Origin of the sequence: Hyphomonas sp., from assembly GCF_022844445.1 — a bacterium.
Taxonomy (GTDB): Bacteria; Pseudomonadota; Alphaproteobacteria; order Caulobacterales; family Hyphomonadaceae; genus Hyphomonas.
This window is the reverse complement of record NZ_JALHLS010000019.1, coordinates 29,492-49,312: the sequence shown is the minus strand read 5'-3', so window position 1 is coordinate 49,312 and position 19,821 is coordinate 29,492. Positions and strand designations below refer to the sequence as shown.

At 63.4% G+C, this 19,821-nt stretch carries 16 protein-coding genes and 2 tRNA genes; 6 read left to right on the top strand and 12 right to left on the bottom strand.

The window, feature by feature from the left end; translation table 11 throughout:
• Window positions 1–115: 115 nt before the first annotated feature.
• The 3 genes from Q0C17_RS16475 to Q0C17_RS16465 all read right to left on the bottom strand — a co-directional run bounded on the left by Q0C17_RS16475 (window position 116) and on the right by Q0C17_RS16465 (window position 2,615).
• Window positions 116–1,198 (bottom strand): integrase arm-type DNA-binding domain-containing protein, encoded by a 1,083-nt coding sequence (locus Q0C17_RS16475; protein ID WP_291208674.1) that lies wholly within the window; start codon window positions 1,196–1,198, stop codon window positions 116–118.
• Window positions 1,199–1,342: 144 nt separating this feature from the next.
• A tRNA-Leu gene (locus tag Q0C17_RS16470) sits at window positions 1,343–1,427 on the bottom strand.
• A gap of 219 nt (window positions 1,428–1,646) precedes the next feature.
• A complete protein-coding gene (locus Q0C17_RS16465; protein WP_291208671.1) occupies window positions 1,647–2,615 on the bottom strand; it encodes a nitronate monooxygenase family protein in 969 nt (322 codons plus the stop codon).
• Window positions 2,616–2,969: 354 nt separating this feature from the next.
• On the opposite strand from Q0C17_RS16465, the gene Q0C17_RS16460 reads away from it, so the two are divergent.
• Together Q0C17_RS16460 and Q0C17_RS16455 are read left to right on the top strand one after the other, a co-directional pair.
• Window positions 2,970–3,719, top strand: a complete 750-nt coding sequence (locus tag Q0C17_RS16460; protein ID WP_291208669.1) for a cytochrome b/b6 domain-containing protein — start codon at window positions 2,970–2,972, stop codon at window positions 3,717–3,719.
• Between the two features lie 27 nt (window positions 3,720–3,746).
• Entirely contained in the window at window positions 3,747–4,448 is a 702-nt protein-coding gene (locus Q0C17_RS16455; protein WP_291208668.1) for a VIT family protein, read from the top strand.
• Between the two features lie 71 nt (window positions 4,449–4,519).
• Here Q0C17_RS16455 and Q0C17_RS16450 read toward each other — a convergent pair whose 3' ends face one another.
• Entirely contained in the window at window positions 4,520–4,900 is a 381-nt protein-coding gene (locus Q0C17_RS16450) for an HU family DNA-binding protein (RefSeq protein ID WP_291208665.1), read from the bottom strand.
• Between the two features lie 623 nt (window positions 4,901–5,523).
• Window positions 5,524–5,600 (bottom strand) — tRNA-Asp (locus tag Q0C17_RS16445).
• Between the two features lie 190 nt (window positions 5,601–5,790).
• Between Q0C17_RS16445 and Q0C17_RS16440 the strand changes: the two genes are divergently transcribed.
• The gene (locus tag Q0C17_RS16440) at window positions 5,791–8,613 is read left to right on the top strand and encodes an AsmA family protein (protein ID WP_291208662.1); all 2,823 of its coding nucleotides are present in this window, start codon (window positions 5,791–5,793) and stop codon (window positions 8,611–8,613) included.
• On the opposite strand, the gene Q0C17_RS16435 is transcribed toward Q0C17_RS16440, so the two are convergent.
• From Q0C17_RS16435 to Q0C17_RS16425, 3 genes are all read right to left on the bottom strand, one after another.
• Window positions 8,610–11,009 carry an EAL domain-containing protein gene (locus Q0C17_RS16435; RefSeq protein WP_291208659.1) on the bottom strand — a complete coding sequence of 800 codons (2,400 nt, stop codon included), beginning with the start codon at window positions 11,007–11,009 and terminating at the stop codon, window positions 8,610–8,612. The two genes, Q0C17_RS16440 and Q0C17_RS16435, sit on opposite strands and share 4 nt — an antisense overlap.
• A 111-nt stretch (window positions 11,010–11,120) precedes the next feature.
• Complete coding sequence (locus Q0C17_RS16430) at window positions 11,121–12,656, bottom strand: cryptochrome/photolyase family protein (protein WP_291208657.1); 1,536 nt, start codon at window positions 12,654–12,656, stop codon at window positions 11,121–11,123.
• A gap of 15 nt (window positions 12,657–12,671) precedes the next feature.
• The gene (locus Q0C17_RS16425) at window positions 12,672–13,343 is read right to left on the bottom strand and encodes a DUF6134 family protein (protein ID WP_291208655.1); all 672 of its coding nucleotides are present in this window, start codon (window positions 13,341–13,343) and stop codon (window positions 12,672–12,674) included.
• Window positions 13,344–13,569: 226 nt separating this feature from the next.
• Here Q0C17_RS16425 and Q0C17_RS16420 point away from each other — a divergent pair, with 226 nt between their 5' ends.
• The 3 genes from Q0C17_RS16420 to metC are packed head-to-tail and all read left to right on the top strand — an operon-like array spanning window position 13,570 to window position 16,587.
• Window positions 13,570–14,574 (top strand): cysteine synthase A, encoded by a 1,005-nt coding sequence (locus tag Q0C17_RS16420; RefSeq protein ID WP_291208653.1) that lies wholly within the window; start codon window positions 13,570–13,572, stop codon window positions 14,572–14,574.
• 4 nt (window positions 14,575–14,578) lie between these two features.
• Complete coding sequence (locus Q0C17_RS16415) at window positions 14,579–15,424, top strand: sulfurtransferase (protein ID WP_291208651.1); 846 nt, start codon at window positions 14,579–14,581, stop codon at window positions 15,422–15,424.
• On the top strand, window positions 15,421–16,587 hold the full coding sequence (gene metC, locus Q0C17_RS16410) for a cystathionine beta-lyase (RefSeq protein WP_291208648.1): 1,167 nt from the start codon (window positions 15,421–15,423) through the stop codon (window positions 16,585–16,587). The genes Q0C17_RS16415 and metC overlap by 4 nt, the downstream gene beginning before the upstream one ends.
• A 204-nt stretch (window positions 16,588–16,791) precedes the next feature.
• Here the strand turns inward: metC and Q0C17_RS16405 are convergent, their stop codons facing one another.
• The 4 genes from Q0C17_RS16405 to Q0C17_RS16390 form a co-directional block, all read right to left on the bottom strand.
• Window positions 16,792–17,574, bottom strand: a complete 783-nt coding sequence (locus Q0C17_RS16405) for a C13 family peptidase (RefSeq protein WP_291208644.1) — start codon at window positions 17,572–17,574, stop codon at window positions 16,792–16,794.
• A gap of 84 nt (window positions 17,575–17,658) precedes the next feature.
• Window positions 17,659–18,027: a hypothetical protein gene (locus tag Q0C17_RS16400; protein WP_291208642.1), complete on the bottom strand. Its 369-nt coding sequence runs from the start codon at window positions 18,025–18,027 to the stop codon at window positions 17,659–17,661.
• 73 nt (window positions 18,028–18,100) lie between these two features.
• Complete coding sequence (locus Q0C17_RS16395) at window positions 18,101–19,126, bottom strand: NADP-dependent oxidoreductase (protein WP_291208639.1); 1,026 nt, start codon at window positions 19,124–19,126, stop codon at window positions 18,101–18,103.
• A gap of 102 nt (window positions 19,127–19,228) precedes the next feature.
• Window positions 19,229–19,702: a hypothetical protein gene (locus Q0C17_RS16390; protein ID WP_291208637.1), complete on the bottom strand. Its 474-nt coding sequence runs from the start codon at window positions 19,700–19,702 to the stop codon at window positions 19,229–19,231.
• Window positions 19,703–19,821 lie beyond the last annotated feature (119 nt).

Genomic DNA, 19,821 nt, shown 5'->3' with positions numbered 1-19,821 from the left:
CTCCTGCTCAGCCAGGATCGCGATGATCTGTTCCTCGGTAAATTTACTCTTCCGCATCGTCTGTCTCCGTAACGACAGACTCTCCATTCAAATGCGGGACCAATTGGGTCTCAGGTCAGCCGCATTCGTTGAGCAGGCTTGAGGCGCTGGCGCGGAACCCGTGGGAGGTCATTTCTTCCTTGGCGTATCCCAGACGGCGCAAGGATCCGTTGAGCGTGTTCTCGCTGATCGGCTTGCCGCGTGAAAGCTGCGAGATAAACACGTACGGCTCACGTCCTGTGACGACGTGAAGGCGCGTCAGGATATCTAACGCGGCGCCAGAGAGCGGCTTCTTGTGTTCCCGGCGCATCTTGGTGCGCGCCGCCGGAATCGTCCATGTGCGCTTCTTGAGATCGAACTCGCCCCATGTGGAGAGGCGCAGTTCGCCCGGACGGGGATAGAGCAGCGCCATCAGCTGCAACCCGGCCTTGGTCTCGATCGCCCCATCATAGGCCCAGATCGATCGGATCAGTCCCCCAAACTTCTCCCGCTCAACAATCGCAGGCCGGTGAGTGACCTTAGGCGCGATCAGTGCGCCGCGCAGGCCCGCCGTCGGATCATTCTCGGCGCGGGCTGTTGCGACGGCGTAGCGGAAGACCTGGCTGATCACGGCGCGCAGACGGCGAGCTGTCTCATAATTGCCTTCCGACTCCACTTTACGAAGCGGAACTAGAACGTGCGTCGGTTTGATCTGCGTGACCGGCATTCCCCCGAGATCGACATTGGCGATCCCGACGAGCCAGGTCTTCTTCGACAGCGTCGCGGCGGCGAGCCCCTCTTTTCGGTTCTTTTCGAGAAGCTCGCCGGCAATGGCGGAGAAGGTATGCTCAGTGAGCGCCTGACGCTCCAGCTTGTCGACTTTGGCTTGCTGCATCGGGTCGATACCCTCGATCAAAAGCGCGCGGGCTTCTGCGCGCTTCTCTCGGGCCCTTGCCAGCGAGATTTCTGGATAGGTGCCGAGGGCCATGAGTTTCTGCTTGCCATCGAACTTGTAGGCAAAGCGCCACAGCTTCGAACCATTGGGGCGAACCTCGACGAATAAGTTGCCGCCGTCAGTATACCGGCGGGGCTTGCCATCCGGCTTAATGCTCCGAATTTTCAAGTCTGTAAGCGGCATGGTATGGTACGGACAGGCTTCGATCTGCCGATATGGTACCATGCTACCAGAGGCTGTACCATACTTACTTCCGGACGCAGGCAGATGTGAGCGGACCCTAGCGGAGCCAGAAATTGGTTAAACTCTTGGTTTTGTTGATTTTTTTGGACGTCTGCGGACGTGCTGAGATGCACACAAAAAGGTGCCTGGTGCCCAGAAGAGGACTCGAACCTCCACGCCTTGCAGCGCTGCTACCTGAAAGCAGTGCGTCTACCAATTCCGCCATCTGGGCACGGGGTAGAGAGCGCGGGTAATAGGGTTGGCGGGCGTGAAGGTCAACGGGGAAATGACGCCGCCGGCGATTTCTCGGCGCTCAGTTCCGGAAGCCACTCGAGGAGCCTGGAAACTAGGCCGCGCCGCCCTCCCCGCCTTCTTCGGATGCCCGCAAAAGAAAACGGCCCGGCGGTGAGGCTGGACCGTTTCGGGGAAGCAGGGCGCAGGCGCGCCGCGCTTACATTTTGGCGACGCGGCTGCGGACCTCTTCGAACTGTTTCATGATGTTCTTGACGAGCTGGTCGCAGGTCGGAATGTCGTGGATCAGCGCCTGGCTCTGGCCGGTCGTCCAGATGCCATCATCCATGTGGCCGTCACGCAGGACGTTCTCACGCCCGCGCACGCCGGCCATCAGCTCTTTCACGTCTGCGAAGGTCTTCGTCGGATCACGCTGGATTTCGGCCACCTGCGTCGACACGTTGTTCTTCGCGACCCGCGCCGTGTTGCGCAACGTGCGGCCGACGAGGACCGTGTCGAGTTCGTTGTTCTCAACGATCTTCTTCTTCACGTTCTCATGGATCTGCGCCTCGACGGTGGCGCAGAAGCGCGTGCCCATGTTGACGCCGTCGGCGCCGAGCGCCAGCGCCGCGGCAAGGCTGCGTCCGTCCGCCATACCGCCGGAGGCGATCACCGGCACGTTCACTGCGTCCACCGTGGCAGGCAGAAGAACGATAAGGCCGACATCGTCCTCACCCGGATGACCTGCGCATTCAAAGCCGTCGATGGAGATCACGTCGACGCCCTTTGCGACGGCGGATACGGAGTGGCGCACCGAGGTGCATTTGTGGATCACCTTAACACCATGCTCCTTGAAGCGCGGCAGGTGATCGGTCGGCGCGCGGCCGGCGGTTTCGACGATCTTGATGCCGGACGCGATGATTGCCTCGCGATACTCATCATACGGAATGGGGTTGATCGACGGCAGCAGCGTCAGGTTCACACCGAACGGCTTGTTGGTCAGCTTCTTGGTCTTCTCGATCTCGTCGAGCAGGTCCTTGCCGGTCTTGAACATGTGGGCCGTGATGAAACCGAGCGCGCCGGCATTTGCCACCGCCGCGACCAGTTCGCCATATCCGACGCCGGTCATGCCGCCCATCACGATCGGCGTCTCGACGCCGAACATTTCCGTGATCCGTGTCTTTACCATCTGTCTGTCTCCCGTTCGGCGGACGGTGCCGCAATGGCCGTCCGCGCCTGTTGATCCTGATGGCGCAAGGATGACACAGGCTCCGCCTGGCTTGGAAGGGGTCACCCTGCGTAAGTGCAGCCCTGGCGTCGCTTACTCGGCAAGCAGGAAGGCCGCCGCTACCAGGTCGGTAAACTTTGTTCGGCAGCGCCTTTCCAACCGCGACTAGCGCGAACGAAACGCGATCTGCCTGCCAACTTCAAGCGCGGCAACCTCCATCAGCGAACTGTCAGGCGCAATACCTATTGGATCATCGGCGCAACTGACGAAAACGGAGTTGCAGGCTCACCCGTATTCCCTTGACCCGAGGCCGCCATGACAACTTCTGCACCGCCAACCTCCGCTCGCCGCCAGCTCCGCGTCTGGGATATCGCGACGCGCGTCTTCCATTGGAGCCTGTTCCTCCTGCTGCTCGCCTGCTGGTTCTCCGGCGGCGAGGGAGATCTTGCCAACATACACCGGGCTAGCGGCATGATGCTCGCTGGGCTGATTGTCTTCCGGATCGTCTGGGGATTTGCCGGCGGCGAACATGCACGGTTCGGCGCATTTTTCCCCTCGCCCGGCAAGCTCATCGCGCATCTCAGGCAAGTTGCCGCCGGCAAGCCGGAACGTCATCTGGGCCACAATCCGGTCGGCGCCGTTGCCGTGTTTCTGCTGCTCATCGCCGTCTCGGTCTGCATTCTTACCGGCCTCTTCAGCAGCGGCGAGGGCCTCGCCGGTCCTTTCGCTGAGGTCATCGGTTTCGAAATGTCGGACCTGCACGAACTCGCGTTTCGTGTCCTGCAAGGCCTCGTCGCGCTCCATCTGCTGGGCGTTGTGGCGGAAAGCTTGCTGGCAAAGGACGCGCTGGTGCCTGCCATGATCACTGGTCGCAAGTCGCGCGCCGAAGGCGAACCCGGAACAGATGCGCGACAGGCTGGCCTGCCGGCGCTCCTGGTCGCCCTGCTTCTCGGCGGCGTTGTGAGCGCGGGCCTCTGGTCCCTGCCGTCTCCCGCCGCATTGGACGGTGACCACCGTGAAGGCTATGACGATCACGACCGTGACCGGGACCGCGAAGACCATTGATCCCTCTTCAACACAGGACACAACCTCATGAGTCGTCTTCGCCTTCATACCGAACGTCATGCCGTTGACCGGATCGGCTGGCTGCGCGCCGCAGTCCTCGGCGCGAATGATGGCATCGTCTCGACTGCCAGCCTGATCCTCGGCGTCGCCGCTGCCGAAGCCTCGCGCGGCGCTGTTCTGACAGCGGGCATTGCCGCGCTGGTTGGCGGCGCGATGTCGATGGCTGCGGGCGAATATGTCTCCGTCAGTTCGCAGGCCGATACCGAAAAGGCCGATACCGAAAGGGAAAAGCGCGAACTGCACGATGACCCGGAAGCCGAGCTCAAGGAGCTGACCGGCATCTACCGGGCACGCGGCCTTGAGCCCGCCCTCGCGCTCCAGGTTGCGACGCAGTTGACGGAGAAGGATCCGTTGAGGGCGCATTTGCGCGACGAACTCGGCATTTCCGAATCGCTTACCGCAAGGCCCGTGCAGGCCGCCTTCACGTCTGCCGCAACCTTTGCAGTCGGCGCTGCGCTTCCCCTCATGGTTGCTGCCATCGTGCCGCTCACCTCGCTTCTGCCCGCAGTATCACTTTCGGCGCTGGCCTTCCTGGCGCTGCTCGGCGCCGCCGGCGCGCGCACCGGGGGCGCCAAGCTCGGCACCGCGATCCTGCGCGTCACGTTCTGGGGCGCCCTTGCTATGGCCATCACCACGCTGATCGGCAAGCTGACCGGCACGGTGGTCTGAGACACTGAAACGAAAACGCCCGGCCGAGCGAAGTGCTGGCCGGGCGTCTGGTAGTCGAATTGGGCCGAAGCTTAGAGAACGCGGTCTTTAAGGTCCTTGGACGGACGGAACGCGACTTTCTTCGAAGCCTTGATCTTGATGGCTTCGCCGGTGGCCGGGTTGCGACCCTTGCGTGCCGGACGCGCGCGAACCTGCAGGATGCCGAGGCCGGAAATGCGCAGCTTCTTGCCCTTCTTCAGGTGGCCGCCCATGCGGTCGATGAAGTCGCTGACGATCGTTTCAGCCTGCTTCTTCGGCATTTCGTGCGCTTCGGAGATTTCCGCAGCGATGTGCTTCAGGGTCATGACGTCCGAAGCGGCTTTCCGGGCCACAACGGCTTTCTTGGCGGAGACCTTTTTCGCCGGAGCTTTCGCGACCGGGGCCTTCTTCACAACTTTGGATTTTACGGCCATTTCATTATCCTTTCTAAGACAGTGAATGCAGAACGCAGCCTAAACAGGGGTGTTTTCGCCTGCCAGGTTTCAGTCTTGCAGATGATTCCTTGCAGAAGGAGATCGCATATCTTTGCTTTGAACATTGCGCAAGAGGCTCGCCCCGGCCGGTCGGAAATTCCCGATAGACCCAAAAACCGCCATAAAACGCAACTTTTGCGCCTTCCGGCTACCCGGGCCCGGCCCAGGACACGCCCCCCGAAGGCTCGAAATTACTCCGCCTACTGATCGTTTCAGGCACAACGCAACCGGTGGCGGATGAGGCACCCGGGACGCTCGAAAGATGCTCCGCCTACGGACACTACGCCGGCCGGCAACACGCCGGCGCGCACCTCAAGGTGACGTAGCGTTAGCACCGAACTTTCGCAGCGCCTAGCTGGCCCTGTTCAAGCGTACGCCTGGGCTGAGGAATGAGGCGCCGGACGCCGCCTCCGGGGGCCCGGTCAAGCCTCTTACTTGCTGGATGGGAACCGGCCCAGGCCGGGCACATCGGGATCCAGGTCAGGGGCTAAACGCCCGGTCGCCCAGAGGCGTCGGGAGTTCAATGTTTTCAAGTAATTGGGAGGTTTTCATTCCGGGAGGAATGGCGCGAGTGACGGGGCTCGAACCCGCGACCTCCGGCGTGACAGGCCGGCACTCTAACCGACTGAGCTACACCCGCGCATTTTTCTGGCCGCCCTTTCGAGCGAAGCGCCTCTCTAATCGCGCCGGCCTGCCGGGTCAAGCGGTCCTGTTGGGCGCCTTGCAGTGCCCCGGAAACGGCCTGTTTCCTGCCATTTCTCCTTCAGCTGCCATTCAACCGACATAGTATCTGTTCATCTGATAACGAGACCCAAACACGGATTCAGACCATGAAGCGTATCGCCCTGATTTCAGGTGGAATTTTTATCATCCTGATCGGCGTGGCGCTGAGCGTGCCGTTCCTGATTCCCAAATCCGTCTACCGCGCCCAGATCGAGCGTGCGGCGGGCGAAGCCCTGCAGCGCAAGGTGACGCTCGAGGGCGAGGTCCGCCTGTCCCTTTTCCCTCGCATTGCGGCCAGTGTCGGCGGCATGAAAGTGTCCAACCCGGACGGCTTCGACGGCCCCTATATGATCGAGGCCGGCGAATTGCGCGGCGCGGTCAAATGGGCGCCGCTCCTGTTCGGCCAGCGCGTCGAAGTGCACGAACTCGCCTTTGTCGATGCGTCGGTGTCGCTCCAGAAGAAGGCTGACGGCACGACCAACTGGGTCCTGGAGAAGACCCCTCCGTCGGGCGATGCCCCCAGCGAGGGCGGCGGCTTCAACGGCGCGGTGGAGCACCTGCGCCTCGAGAATGCCAGCCTTACCTATCAGGATGACCAGGCGGGCACACGGTATGAACTGCGCGAACTGGATCTCACGGCTGCCATGAAGGCGCTCGACCAGCCGTTCCAACTCGACGCCAAGGGCTTCTTCCAGAGCCAGCGGTTCGACGTGCATGCGAACCTCGATTCGCTGGACGCCGCGACCACGGGCAAGCCCGCCACGCTTGAGGCGACCCTCGGCACGGACTTCGTCAAGGCGCGCTATGACGGATCCATCACGCTCGGCGCCGTCCCCGCCCTCGACGGCACCTTCTCGGCCAGCTCCGAAGCCGTCAGCTCGCTTCTCGACTATGCCAAGGTCGAAGTCCCGTTCGACATCACCAAGCTCGGCAAAATCAACACTGAGGGCGACGTGTCCGGTACGCTGGAAAACCTCGCGATCAACGTGAAGCGTTTCAACCAGTCCTCCGATCTCGCCAAGACCGGCTTCACCGGCAAGATCAACCTCGGCCCCACGCCGACCATCGACGGCGAATTCGCCTTCGACGCCCCCAAGATCGACGCACTGGTGAAGTTCGCCGCGCTGAAGCTGCCGGTGAACGTTGCGCCCCTCGGCGCCCTGGATGTCGAAGGCAAGATCAGCGGCGCGCTGACCGAGCCCGCCCTCGCCTTCGAGAAGCTGCGCATCAAAGGCCCGTTGATCAACGCCAACTATACAGGCGGCGTCACGCTCGGCGAGGCCGTCCTCGTCAACGGCAAGCTCAGCTTCGACACGGCGAAGGCGGGCGAGCTGGCGCGTGAGATGAACGTCGATGTACCGGCCGGCCCTGCCCTGGAGAAGGTTTCCTTCACCGGTAAAATTGCCGGCCCTGCTGATGCGCTGAAGCTCAGCGCCATCGACTTCAAGCATGACGGCGACCTGCTCACCGCGACTTATACCGGCGAACTCGGCCTCGCCGAGCCCGGCGCCCTCAAGGGCAGACTGAACGCCTCCAGTGAAAAGCTGCGCGAGCTGCTCGCCGCCGCGGAAGTAGAACTGGAGCCCGGCGCAACGCTGCAAACCTTCGCCGCCACCAGCGATGTCAGCGGCACTTTCACCAACATCGCCCTTTCGGCGCTGGACCTGAAGCTTGACAACATCACGGCCAAAGGCACGGCCGGCATCGACCTTACCGGTCCGAAGCCGCGCCTGACCGGCAAGCTCAACATGGGCAATCTTGACCTTTCGCCCTTCCTCGCCCCGGCCGATCAGGCCGTGCAGCCGGTCAAGATCGAGCCCTGGAGCAAGGACAAGCTGGACCTCGCCGGTCTGCAGGCCGCAGATGCCGACCTCCAGATCACCACGACGCAGATCAGCCTGGGCAGTGTCAAACTGACCGACGCGGCCCTCACCGCCAAGCTGACGGATGGCAAGCTCGCCGCCGATCTGTCGAAATTCAAGGCCTTCGGCGGCAACTGGGAAGGCCGCATGACAGTCGACGCCGCCTCGACCATGCCGGCTGTCACGTTCGCCATGCAGGGCGACAGCGTGGCCATGTCGAACCTCCTTGGTACGCTGGCAGGTTTCGACAAGCTCGCGGGCACGGGCGCCTTCAAGCTGGACGCCACCACACGCGGGGACTCGCTCGACGCCCTGGTGCGCGGCCTCAACGGCGAAGTGTCGACCAACCTCGCTGAAGGCGCTCTGAAAGGCCTCAATGTCACGCAAATGGTGCGCTCCGCCCAGTCGTTGCAAACGGCGCTGACCACCGGCAAGCTCAACTCGCTCGACTTCCGCAGTGTGCTCTCACCGACGGCAGAGACCGACTTCACCAAGTTCGACAGCGTGCTCAAAATCAAGAACGGCGTCGCCAATGTCGACATCCTGAAGCTGATCAGCCCGGCGCTCGGTATCGACGGCACCGGCAGTATCGACCTCGGCGGCCAGAAACTCGACCTGCGCCTCGCCACCGCTATTGACCGCACCGGCTCCGGGCAGGGCGCGGTCGTGCAGCTGAATGGTATCCCGGTGCCGGTACGCCTGTCCGGCAACTGGAACCAGTTGAAGGTCACGCCGGACTTCTCTGGTGTTCAGGCTGCGCTGCAGGCACAGCTAAAGGACAAGCTACTGGAAGAAGTAGCCGGCCGCGGCGGCGACTCTGTGGGCGGCGTCATCGGCGGCATCCTCGGGCAGCCGCCAAAAGCCCCCGCAACCGGCATCCCGCCAGCAGAAGGCGAACCTGTCACCCCGGCCGAGCCTGCCCCGCCGCGCAGTGTCGAGAAGGAACTGGAAGACGCCGCCGAGAACGCTGCCCGCGATGCGCTGGGCGGCCTATTCGGACGCAAGCGCCCGGCCACACCGCCTGCAGAACCGGAACCAGCCCCCGCCGAGGAAAGCACAACGCCTTAGGCGCGTTTCTCACTGGTGAACGGCACAACGGTTGTAACGGCTGGCGACTGGATCGGGTGCACTTCGGCGCCCTCACCGCTGGCACGGCGACGCACCTCGATGATGTGGGCGAGGTTGTCCAGCGGTTGCGCACGGCTGATGAAGAAGCCCTGCAGTTCGTCGCAGCCATGGTCGCGCAGGAAGTCCGCCTGGTAGAGCGTCTCGACGCCCTCGGCCGTGCAGCGCATGCCGAGTGACTTGGCAAGGCTCAGTGTCGCCATCGCGATAGCGCGGCTTTCCGGACGCGACTCGATATCCTTCACGAAGCTCTTGTCGATCTTGATCTTGTCGAACGGGAACGCGCGCAGGTAGCTCAGCGAAGAATAGCCGGTCCCGAAGTCGTCCAGCGAGATACGGACACCCAGGTCCTTGATCTGGTGCAAGCGTTTCAGCGTGAATTCCGTGTCTGTCATCAGCACGGATTCGGTGATTTCGAGTTCCAACCGGTTTGGCGAGATATTGTTGGTGGCCAGCGAATTGACGATTGTCGAGATCAGCGTCGCCGAATGGATCTGCAGCGGCGAGATGTTGATCGCCACCTTCACGCTCTCCGGCAGACGCGCCGCTTCCGTCAGCGCCGCGCGGATCACCCATTCACCCATGCGCGTGATCAGGCCATTGTCCTCTGCCAGTTCGATGAACTCGTCCGGGAATACCAAACCGCGCGTCGGATGCTGCCAGCGCAGCAGTGATTCCACGCCGAGGATCTTGTGCGAACCCGCTTCGACGAGCGGCTGGAAGAAGACGCGCAGTTCATCATTGTCGATCGCGCTCTCGAGCTCGGCTTCGATCTGGACACGGGCGAGCGCGGTGGCTTCCAGCTCATTAGTGAACATGCGCCACTGCGCCTTGCCGGTCCGCTTGGCATCATAGAGCGCCAGGTCGGCATGCTTCAGCACTTCGCGCGGATCGGTGGTGTAAGCATCAAACACGCGCACACCAAACGAGGCTGAGCAGTGCGCCGTCGAGCCCCAGATGTCGTACGGCTTGCGCATATGCTCCGTCAGGCGATTGAAGAAGGCTTCCAGCGCCCCGCCAGCCGGGCGTTCTATCACCAGCGCAAATTCATCACCGCCGAGACGTGCCACGATGTCTGTCTTCTCGGCCATCGCGTTGAGGCGGGCCGAGACCTGGCGCAGCAGTTCGTCGCCCGCCGGGTGGCCGAGCGTGTCGTTGACCCATTTGAAGTTGTCGAGATCCAGCCAGAGCAGCGCGCGTACCGTGTTCGGCGCCGGCGGCTTGCGGAGTACCCTTTCAAGGTGATCCTGCAGGGTTACGCGGTTGGGCAGTCCCGTCAGGCCGTCATAGTGGGCCATGTAGGCCATGCGGTCTTCGATCAGCTTGGACTGCGTGATGTCGGCCGCCACGCCGCGGAAGCCCCGAAACTCCGGTCCATCAAAAATCGGTTTGCCGGTCAGCGAGATCCAGCATTCCTCTTCAGCGCCGTCCGCCACCTGCAGGACGATGTCGCGAAAGCCGAGATTCCGGTCGAGCGTCGACTCAAGTACGCGGCGGGCTTCACTGGCAACAAACACTGATGTCAGCTGCACACCGGCCTTCATGAAGCTTGAAGTGTCCGAACTCGTGTCGATGACCAGCGGAATGTCTTCGAGGACACCGGCCGCATTGGTCTGCCATAGCCAGTCTGACGTGCTCTCCTCAAAGTCGCGCAGCAACAGCCCGATCAGCTGCGTCTGTTCCTGCACGGCCGCTTCGTTGAGGTGCTGTTCGACAAACTGGAGATGTGTCCAGCGCACCGCAAAGACCAGCACGGTGACATAAACGATCGTCAGCACGGCAATGAAATGGTGAACCGCGCCGGGCTCCATGGCCATCGAAGCGGCGAGACCGATACCGATCGGGACGAGGTAGGAATAAGCCGCACTCGGCAGGCGCGACAGCAGGAACGCGCCGCCGAACATCATGCCGGCCAGAACGATGCTGAGCACCATCTGGCCTTCTGCGTTAGTGGAGCTCAAAACAAATAGGGGCGCCGCCGCCCAGAAGAGGCCAATCACCATTGCGCTGCGCGCGATCGCATCGATGTGGCGATCTGAAACCCGGCCCTCGAGACTCGCCTTGCGCGTACGCAGGTGGCGCAGCACGGCGAGGCCGGAAATGAAGATGATGCAGAAACCCCAGATCGCCAGAACGCTGCTGACATGCGAGTTCCGGAAGGACTGGAGCACGACCGCCACATTGAGAAGGTTGGCGAGCAGCATGACTGCAATCATGTTGCCAACCGTATCGAGCTGCTTCTTGCGAAGGCTCGCGCGGTACTTCTCAGGAACCGGAACTTCCTTCAGCAGACGGGCCAGGGACCAGTCTGAAGGCGCGCCGGTGGTGTGATTTTCCATCTATCTGCTCCGGCCCGCTTCGACGAGCTCTCCGAGATATCTCTAGCAAATCACCGTAAATGCCCGCCAAGGGTGAAGCCTGAAACTGAGCGCGCGGCCTTTACCCGGCATTTACGAAGCGGGCGCGCAAGCCCTGTCCAGGAAGGCGTTTGCGTCCGCCTGCATCGCCGAAAGCGCTTCCGGATCCAGCCGGCCGAGTGCCTTGTAGATCAACGCCATTCTGGGATTTCCGGAGAGGGCGTCCCGGTTCCGGGCGATGAAATCCCAGTACAGATAATTGAACGGGCACGCTTTCGGTCCGGTTTTGGCGCTCACGTCGAACGCGCAATCGCCGCAATAGTCAGACATTTTGTTGATGTAGTTTCCGCTCGCCGCGTAGGGTTTGGAGGCCATCAGCCCGCCATCGGCATGCAGCGCCATGCCGTGCGTGTTCGGCAGCTCCACCCACTCATAGGCATCTGCGTAAACGAGCAGATACCATTCGTTCACCATCGCCGGATCGAGCCCTGCGATCAGCGCGAAATTGCCCGTTACCATGAGGCGCTGGATATGGTGCGCATAGGCATGGCGCTTCGTCTGGCCGATCGCATCGGCCATGCAGCGCATATCCGTCTCGCCCGTCCAGTAAAAGTCCGGGAGCGGACGGTGCGCCGCCAGCGTGTTGGTGTCCGCATAGGCCGGCATCGTCAGCCAGTAGATGCCGCGCACATATTCCCGCCATCCGATGATCTGCCGGATGAAGCCCTCCACCGCGTTCAGCGGCGCACGCCCTGCCCGCCATTCCGCTTCCGCCCGGCGGCAGACGTCCAGCGGGTCGAGCAGGCCGCAATTGATGTAGATCGACAGCAGCGAATGCCACATCCATGGCTCGCCCTGCGCCATCGCGTCCTGCCAGTCGCCAAAGCCCGGCAGGATTTCTCCAATGAAATGGTCCCGCGCGGCCTCCGCACCGCTGCGCGTGGTCGCGAACACCCAGGGCTCAAGATCGCCGAAATGATCCGGAAAGCGTGTTGCGACCAGCGCGATCACCTCCCGCGTCGCGGCATCCGGCGCCGGCAGCAAGCGCGGCGGCGGGGTCAGCGACTTCGGCAAGCGCTTGCGGTTGTCGTGGTCGAAGTTCCACTGCCCACCCGCCGGTTCCTGTCCGTCCATCAGCAGGCCGGTCTTGCGGCGTACCTCGCGGTAGAAAAACTCCATCCGCAGCTGCTTGCGCCCTTTCGCCCAGGCGAGGAATTCCGTGAGCGGAACAATGAAGCGCGTATCGTCTCGCAGCTCGACCGGCACGCCAAACAGGTCGCGCCAGGTTTCCATGTCCGCCAGCAGGCGCCACTCGCCCGGCTTGGTTACCACGACACGCGTAAGCCCAGGCACATCTTCCAGAGCGCGAGCCACTTCGCCCCGCAGCGATCCGGCATTGCCTGCGCCGTCCAGCTTCACATAGCGCACATCATGCCCGCCAGCGCGAAGTTCGTCCGAAAAGTGGCGCATGGCAGCGAACAGAAAAGCGATCTTCTTCTTGTGATGGCGCACATATGTTGCCTCTTCGGCGACCTCGGCCATGAGGATTACATCGCCCGCTTTGGCATCGCTAAGCGAGGAAAGGCCCGGCGACAGCTGGTCGCCGAGCACCAGTCTCAGAACACCCATCCACCGCCCCGGCGCCTAGTACATTGCGTCGAGCACGTACTCGATCTGCTGGCCGCGCGCCTCGAAGGCGAGCTTTACCCAGCGCCCCTCATTGTCGTACCAGAGGTCCACATCGAGCGCCGAGTCGAGTAGGTAGCGGTTCGCCTCAATGGTCTGGTTGCCGGCCTTGATTTTTTCCCGGCCTTTGGGAACGACTTTCACGCTGATGATCTCCCCGTTGCCGGTCGAGATCAGCTTCGTGGTCTGCGTCTGGGCATAGTTCCAGTGGCTCGCCGGAATGATACCGGCCGGCGCCACGCCGTTGAAGATCGTGCTGTCCACGTCGAGAGCGTCACCCTTGCGCGTCGCCGACACCGTCCCCTTCTTGCCGTCATCGTTCAGTTTGCCAGTCACGGCCACCAGCTTGCCGTTCAGCCATTTCTCGGTGGCATCCAGCTGGTAACGGAACAACGTCACCGGGCCGAGCCCAGCCTTGAGAGATACCCTGGTTGTCGCCACCAGCGCGCCGTCAGCGGCGTTCGCGAACGTGACGGCGTGGCTGCCGAACGGCTTGCCTTCGCGCAGCACGTTGAAGCGGATGACATCGCCCGCCTCCGGCTGCCAGGGCTTGGACGATGTTTCAGCCACCGCGCCGAGTGCGGACGCGGCGAGGAAGAGGAAGGAACAAACGGCGCGTTGTGCGTTCATGATCGTCTCCGGTACTGCAGGCCTGGTGGGCTTTCCGGCACATGCCGGGTCAACATTCTATATACGGCCCGCCTGCCGGATGGTTGTGCCGTCGCCGGTCACAGGTTCGTGACCCATTACGGCGCAGGCCCCGGATCGGATCAAAACCTTGCCTGCCCGTTGCCCCGGGCCCCGCGGCCCCTTAAGTCTGGGCCACCGGCCGGAGCATCACAGGAAACACCCCCGCATGACCGTTCACCGATCGATCGTTGACCTGATCGGCAATACGCCGCTGCTGCGCCTGAACCGCGCATCAGACGAGACGGGGTGTGAAATCCTCGGCAAATGCGAGTTCCTGAACCCTGGCCAATCCGTGAAAGACCGCCCCGCCCTCGGAATCGTGCGAGAGGCCGAAGCAGCAGGCTCGCTGAAACCGGGCGGCACCATCGTCGAAGGCACTGCCGGCAATACCGGCATCGGCCTCGCCCTTGTCGGCAAGGCGCTGGGCTACCGTGTGGTCATCGTGATGCCGCGCACCCAGAGCCAGGAGAAGAAGGACGCCATCCGCCTGCTTGGCGCCGAGCTGATCGAGGTGGATGCGGTCCCGTACGCCAATCCCAACAATTATGTGCGCTATTCCGGCCGCCTCGCCGAGGAACTTGCCGCCAGCGAGCCGAACGGAGCCATCTGGGCCAACCAGTTCGACAACCAGGCAAACCGCCGTGCCCACTTCGCAACGACCGGCCAGGAAATCTGGCGGCAGACTGGCGGCAAGCTCGACGGCTTCATCTGCGCTGTCGGCTCCGGCGGTACGCTGGGCGGGGTCTCGCTGGCGCTGAAGGAAAAGAACAGGAAGATCCAGATCGGCATCGCAGACCCCGGCGGCGCCGCTCTCTATGCCTATTACACGACCGGCGAGTTGAAAGCTGAAGGCACCTCAATCACAGAAGGCATCGGTCAGGGCCGCATCACGGCCAACCTCGAAGGCATCGAAGTCGACAAGGCCTACCGCGTGAACGACGATGAAGCCCTGAGCGTGTTGTTCGCCCTCGTGGAGACCGAAGGCCTCTGCCTCGGCGGCTCGGCCGGCGTCAACGTCGCCGGCGCCATCCGCCTCGCGCGGGATCTCGGCCCCGGCCACACGGTCGTGACGATCCTTTGCGACTACGGCAATCGCTACCAGTCGAAACTCTACAATCCGGAGTTCCTGCGTTCAAAGGGATTGCCGATGCCGCCCTGGATGGAGAAATAGGCCTATGGAAACCGGAGATCCCCTCGTCAGCGCCGACTGGCTGCGCGCCAATATCGAAGCCCCCGATGTGCGCATCGTCGACGCGACCTGGTTTGCGCCCTTCACGAACCCGCCCGAGACTGGCCGGCAGGCCTGGATGCGCGGGCATATTCCGAAAGCCGTCCACTTCGACATCGACGACATCGCCGATACCTCCTCCCCCCTGCCGCACATGCTGCCGGATGCCGTAAAGTTCTCCTCGCGCGTGCGCCGCCTCGGCCTCGGCGACGGCAACCGCATCATCATTTACGACCAGAACAACTTTTTCGCCGGCGCCCGCGCCTGGTGGATGTTCCGGGTCATGGGCCACAAGGACGTGCACGTCCTCGACGGCGGTCTGAAGGCGTGGGTCGAGGCCGGCGGTCCGCTCGACGACATGCCCCCCATCGCCAGCGAGCGCCACTTCACACCGCGTGTGCGTACCGACCTCGTGATGGACGCCAAAGGCCTCGAGAACCTTCTCGGCACGGCGCGCACCACCATTATAGACGCCCGCCCAGACGGCCGCTTCTTCGGCCGCGATCCGGAGCCCCGCGCGGGACTGCCATCAGGGCATATTCCAGGCAGCATCAACCTGCCGGGCAGCAAGCTGGTGACAGAAGACGGCCACATGAAACCGGCGAGCGAACTGCGCAAGCTGTTCAAGGATCCGCTCGCGCCGACCGTCACGACCTGTGGCTCGGGTGTGACCGCCGCGATCACGGCGCTCGCGCTCGCCCGCCTCGGCAATTATGATGTCGCTGTCTATGATGGGTCATGGACGGACTGGGCGTCCGATCCCTTGCGGCCCATTGCGAAAGCGCCGGCATGAAGAAGGACGAGGCCGCCCCCGAAACGCGCCTCATCCATACGCGCGCAGACCGGCTGGGCCGTGTCACCGTGAACCCGCCGGTGGAACGCGCCTCCACGGTCCTGTTCCGCGACGAAGCCGGCCTCTACGGCGCCAAACCCACCTATGGCCGCATGGGCCTGACCGTGCACCGCGAACTCGAAGCGGCGATGGGCGAACTCGAAGGCGCAACGCACACCCGCCTCGCCGGTAACGGCTTGCAGGCCTGTGCGCTCGCCATCGCCAGTGTTGTGTCTTCCGGAGACCACCTTCTCTTCTCCGACAGCATCTACGGTCCCACGGCGCGCTTCTGCGAGCGCCGCCTGAAAGCGATGGGTATCGAGGCCGAGCGCTTCGATCCGCGCAGCGGCGGCGAGATAGCCACGCTGTTCCGCGCGAACACCAAGGCGGTCTTCCTCGAGGCGCCGGGCTCGCTCACGTTCGAGATCACCGACACGCCTGCCATCGTCGCCGCCGCTTCGCAACGCGGTATACGGACGATCCTCGACAACACCTGGGGCGCCGGCCTGCTCCACCAGCCGCTCGCGCTCGGCGTCGACATTTGCGTTCAGGCGCTGACCAAGTATGCGGTAGGCCATGCCGATGCCTTCGGCGGCGCCGTGATGACGCGCAGCAGCGGCCTCTACACGCGCATCGCCGCCGCCTCCGAGGATTGGGGCATCACGCTGGCTCCGGACGACGCCTACCTCGCCCTGCGCGGCCTGCGCAGCCTGCATACGCGCCTGAAGGCGCACGAAGCCGCCGGCCTCGACATGGCGCACTGGCTTGCCGCCCGCCCTGAAGTGGCCGACGTGCTGCATCCCGGTCTGCCGGGCAGTCCCGACCACGAGCTCTGGCAGCGCGACTTCACGGGTTCGAATGGCCTCTTCAGCATCATTCTGAACCCGGTCCCCGAGGGCGGCCTCGAACGCTTCTTCGCGGCGCTCTCCCTCTTTTCGCTCGGCTTCTCCTGGGGAGGCTTCGAAAGCCTGATCATTCCCTGCGACCAACAGCTGGAGCGCATGAAAGGCAGCTGGACCGACACCCGCGCCGGCCCGCTGCTGCGCCTTCACATTGGCCTGGAAGCCACGCGCGACCTCAAGGCCGATCTCGAAGCCGGCTTCAAAGCCCTCGCAAAGGCCTGACGCCGCTCGCTGCCCGGCAAAAGCTTCAGATGAGATCACCTCGCCCCGGCAGTGGACGCGCGCGGCGCAGCCAGATGTGGACAGTATTCACTTCAAGTAAAAGTCCGTATCGGCAATGAAGGCCGCAGCAGAGCCCGGGATCGCTGCGGCAGCAGACAAGACGCCCCTTGCCGGCGAGGAAACGGCCCGCAGGGAAACCGGCACCTAACCGCCTGGCGGCGCCGCGCGCTCGAAGTTCTGGAAAATCAGGAAGTCCTCGACATCCTTGCCGACAGTCGAGAGCGGCTCGGACGGCGGCCAGAGATGCTCGGCCCGCTCCCGCCGGGCGACACAGCGCTTGGACATGCTGGCGAGGTGAACAAAGTCATCCGCCGCCTGCAGCGATTCCAGAATGCAGCCATCGAAGTAAGGATACTGCGCATCGGGGCTGCATCCGAAGGATGAACGATCAGGCCGCGCGGCCGTCATCACCATCCGGTTCGGCGCAGCGAGTTCGGAGAGGAATACGCCCGAGAAACAGGCCGAGACCACCACCACCGTCGGCCGCTCGCCGCACCATTCGCCGACCAGCGATTTCATCCGCGTGGGGCTGAGGAAACCCTCGCGTCCCAGCACAATACCGTCCGTGTTGCCGTGCGAGGTAAAATACAGGAGGCACCCTGCCGGCGCAGCGGCCGCCTGCTTGCCGAAGGCCGCAAACACTTCTTCGGATGACAGCGAGAAACCGCCGAGCTCACGCGGGCGCAGCGACATATTGGCGATGTTGTCCGGGCTGAAGCCGGCATCCGCGAAGCCCTGCGCCAGCGCCTTTCGGGAATTCTCGAACGCCTCGATCGGCGTGCCGTCACCCGCGCGCCAGTCTGCCGCCAGAATGCCCACGGCCCAGTCCTTGAACGCGGCCTCGCCGGTCTCGCCCTGCGCACTTGCGCGCCCGCCGAAACAGGCGGCTACCAGAAGCATCAAGACCAACAGAGGCTGCAACCGCATCACAGGGCTCCCGAGAACCTGTTCCCGCCAACATAAGATCAGCACCGTGCGGCGCGCGCAAGGCACAAGAGTGAACGCCAGGTGCTACCGCGGATAGGTATCCAGCGACGGCTCGCGGACCCAACAGTCACAGCCGCCATCGTATTGGAAGGCCTCGCCATAGTCGTTCACGCGGGTCGGAACACCGTAGTTCCACCCATGCACAAACTCATAAGTCGGGTCGCCGTACCGATCCGCGTAGCCATCCCCGGTGTCGTCGCAAACCGCATTGCCCTGCGCGTTGAGCCCGCATTCCCAGGCCGGAACCATGGTCATGGTGACTGCCATGTCGTCGGCCGCCATCTGCAGACCCATCGCCACGGCGTCCCAGTCCGATGTTGTACAGCCTGCCAGCGCGAGCGCCCCGGCGCCCGCCAGCCAGAGGCGCACCCGCGCGCCCATCCCCGTCGTCATGTTAGCCCAAACTCCCGATTCTGTTGGGATTTATCCTGGAGGGGACGGCCATGAATGCAAGCTGAACCGGTGTTCAGGCCGGCTCCGGGCTCACCCGCACGACCAGCTTGCCGAGGTTCTTGCCCTCGAACAGGCGCGACAGGCTGGACGGCGCCTTCTCGAAGCCGTCCACAATGTCAGTCTCGAACTTCAGCTTTCCCTCCATCAGCCACATCGCCATCTGCTGGATACCCTCCGGGAAGCGCGGGAAATAGTCGATCACGATGAAGCCCTTCACAAGCGTCCTGCGCATCAGCAGGTTGGCGAAGTTGTAGGGACCCGGCGCGGGCGTCGTGTCGTTATAGGTCGAGATCAGGCCGCACAGCGGCATACGGGAAAAATCGTTGAGGCGCGCCATCACAGCGTCCATGATCCGTCCACCGACATTCTCGAAATTGATGTCGATGCCCTTCGGGCAATGCTTGTCGAGCGCGGCGCCCACGTCCTCGGACTTGTAGTCGATGGCAGCATCGAAACCGGCCACCTCGGTCAGCCAGCGGCACTTGTCCTTGCCGCCGGCAATGCCGACGACGCGGCAGCCCTGGATCTTTGCGATCTGCCCGACCATCGAACCAACGGCGCCCGCAGCGGCAGACACCACCACTGTCTCGCCCGCCTTGGGCTTCGCAATGTCCATCAGGCCGAAATAGGCCGTCATACCGGTCGCACCCAGCGGGCCCATGTACGCCGTCAGCGGCACGCCCGGCAGGCGCGGCAGCTTGGCCAGCGCGGCGCCCGGCAGCGTGTTGTAGATTGCCCACCCGGCAAGGCCGGTATTGACGATGTCGCCCGGAGTAAGGCCATCGAAGCGGCTTTCGGTGATGATGCTGAGCCCGCCGCCGCGCATCGCATCGCCGATCTGCACCGGCGGAAGGTAGGCATCCATATCACTCATCCAGATCCGGTTCGTCGGATCGAGCGAGAGGTAGATCGTCTTGGCGCGCACTTCGCCGTCCTTGAGCGGCGAGAGGGCGCTCTCGACCAGTTCGAGATCTCCTTCCTTAAGGTCACCCACCGGCCGCTTCCGCAACACCCAGGTCTGGTTCATCTCGTTGGTCATGGCGTTCTCCCGCTTTTCTCTGGGCGGGAGGCTAGACCGAATCCACTTCAGCGCAAGACGCCGCGCGTGGTTTGCCTGCCGGGAAGCTGATCCGGAAAACGCTTACCGCAACACGCCGCGCTTGGCCTGGTGCACCGCGTAGTTGAGGATCAGCAGCGAGACGACAATGATGCAGACCGCCGAGACGCGGTTGCCATCATAGGCCGGCGCAGGGAGTGAGAAGCTCGCCGCCATGGTCAGCAGGGTGCAGGCGGCGGAGAACACCAGAACCCGTACCGCCGAGATGCGTCGCTTGACGAGCAGCATCGCGCCGGCGAGGCCCGCAAACACGCCCAGCGCCCAGGTCCCGTAGAGCCAGTCGGGCAATGCCGACCAATAGGCCTGCGCCTCGGCGGGAAAGCGTTCCATGTAGGGCGGATACAGCGTGGCGGTCGCCAGGAAGTCGAACACTCCGAGCAGACTCCAGAGCACTGCGGCGGAGCCGATGAGGAAGAGATGCCAGGGCGCCTTCAGCGCGGGCTTCTGCACCGGCGGGGCAAGGTCCACGGCTCTTGGGAAAACCAGGTCGCTTTGCATGCCACATTTCTACCACAGTTCCGCCCGCCGCAAAGTCGAATCGGTTTCGATGACTCTCGTTTAATCCGCGGACGGGACCGGCGCCCGCCCGAATTGACTTGGCGGCGGGCTTCACGGAC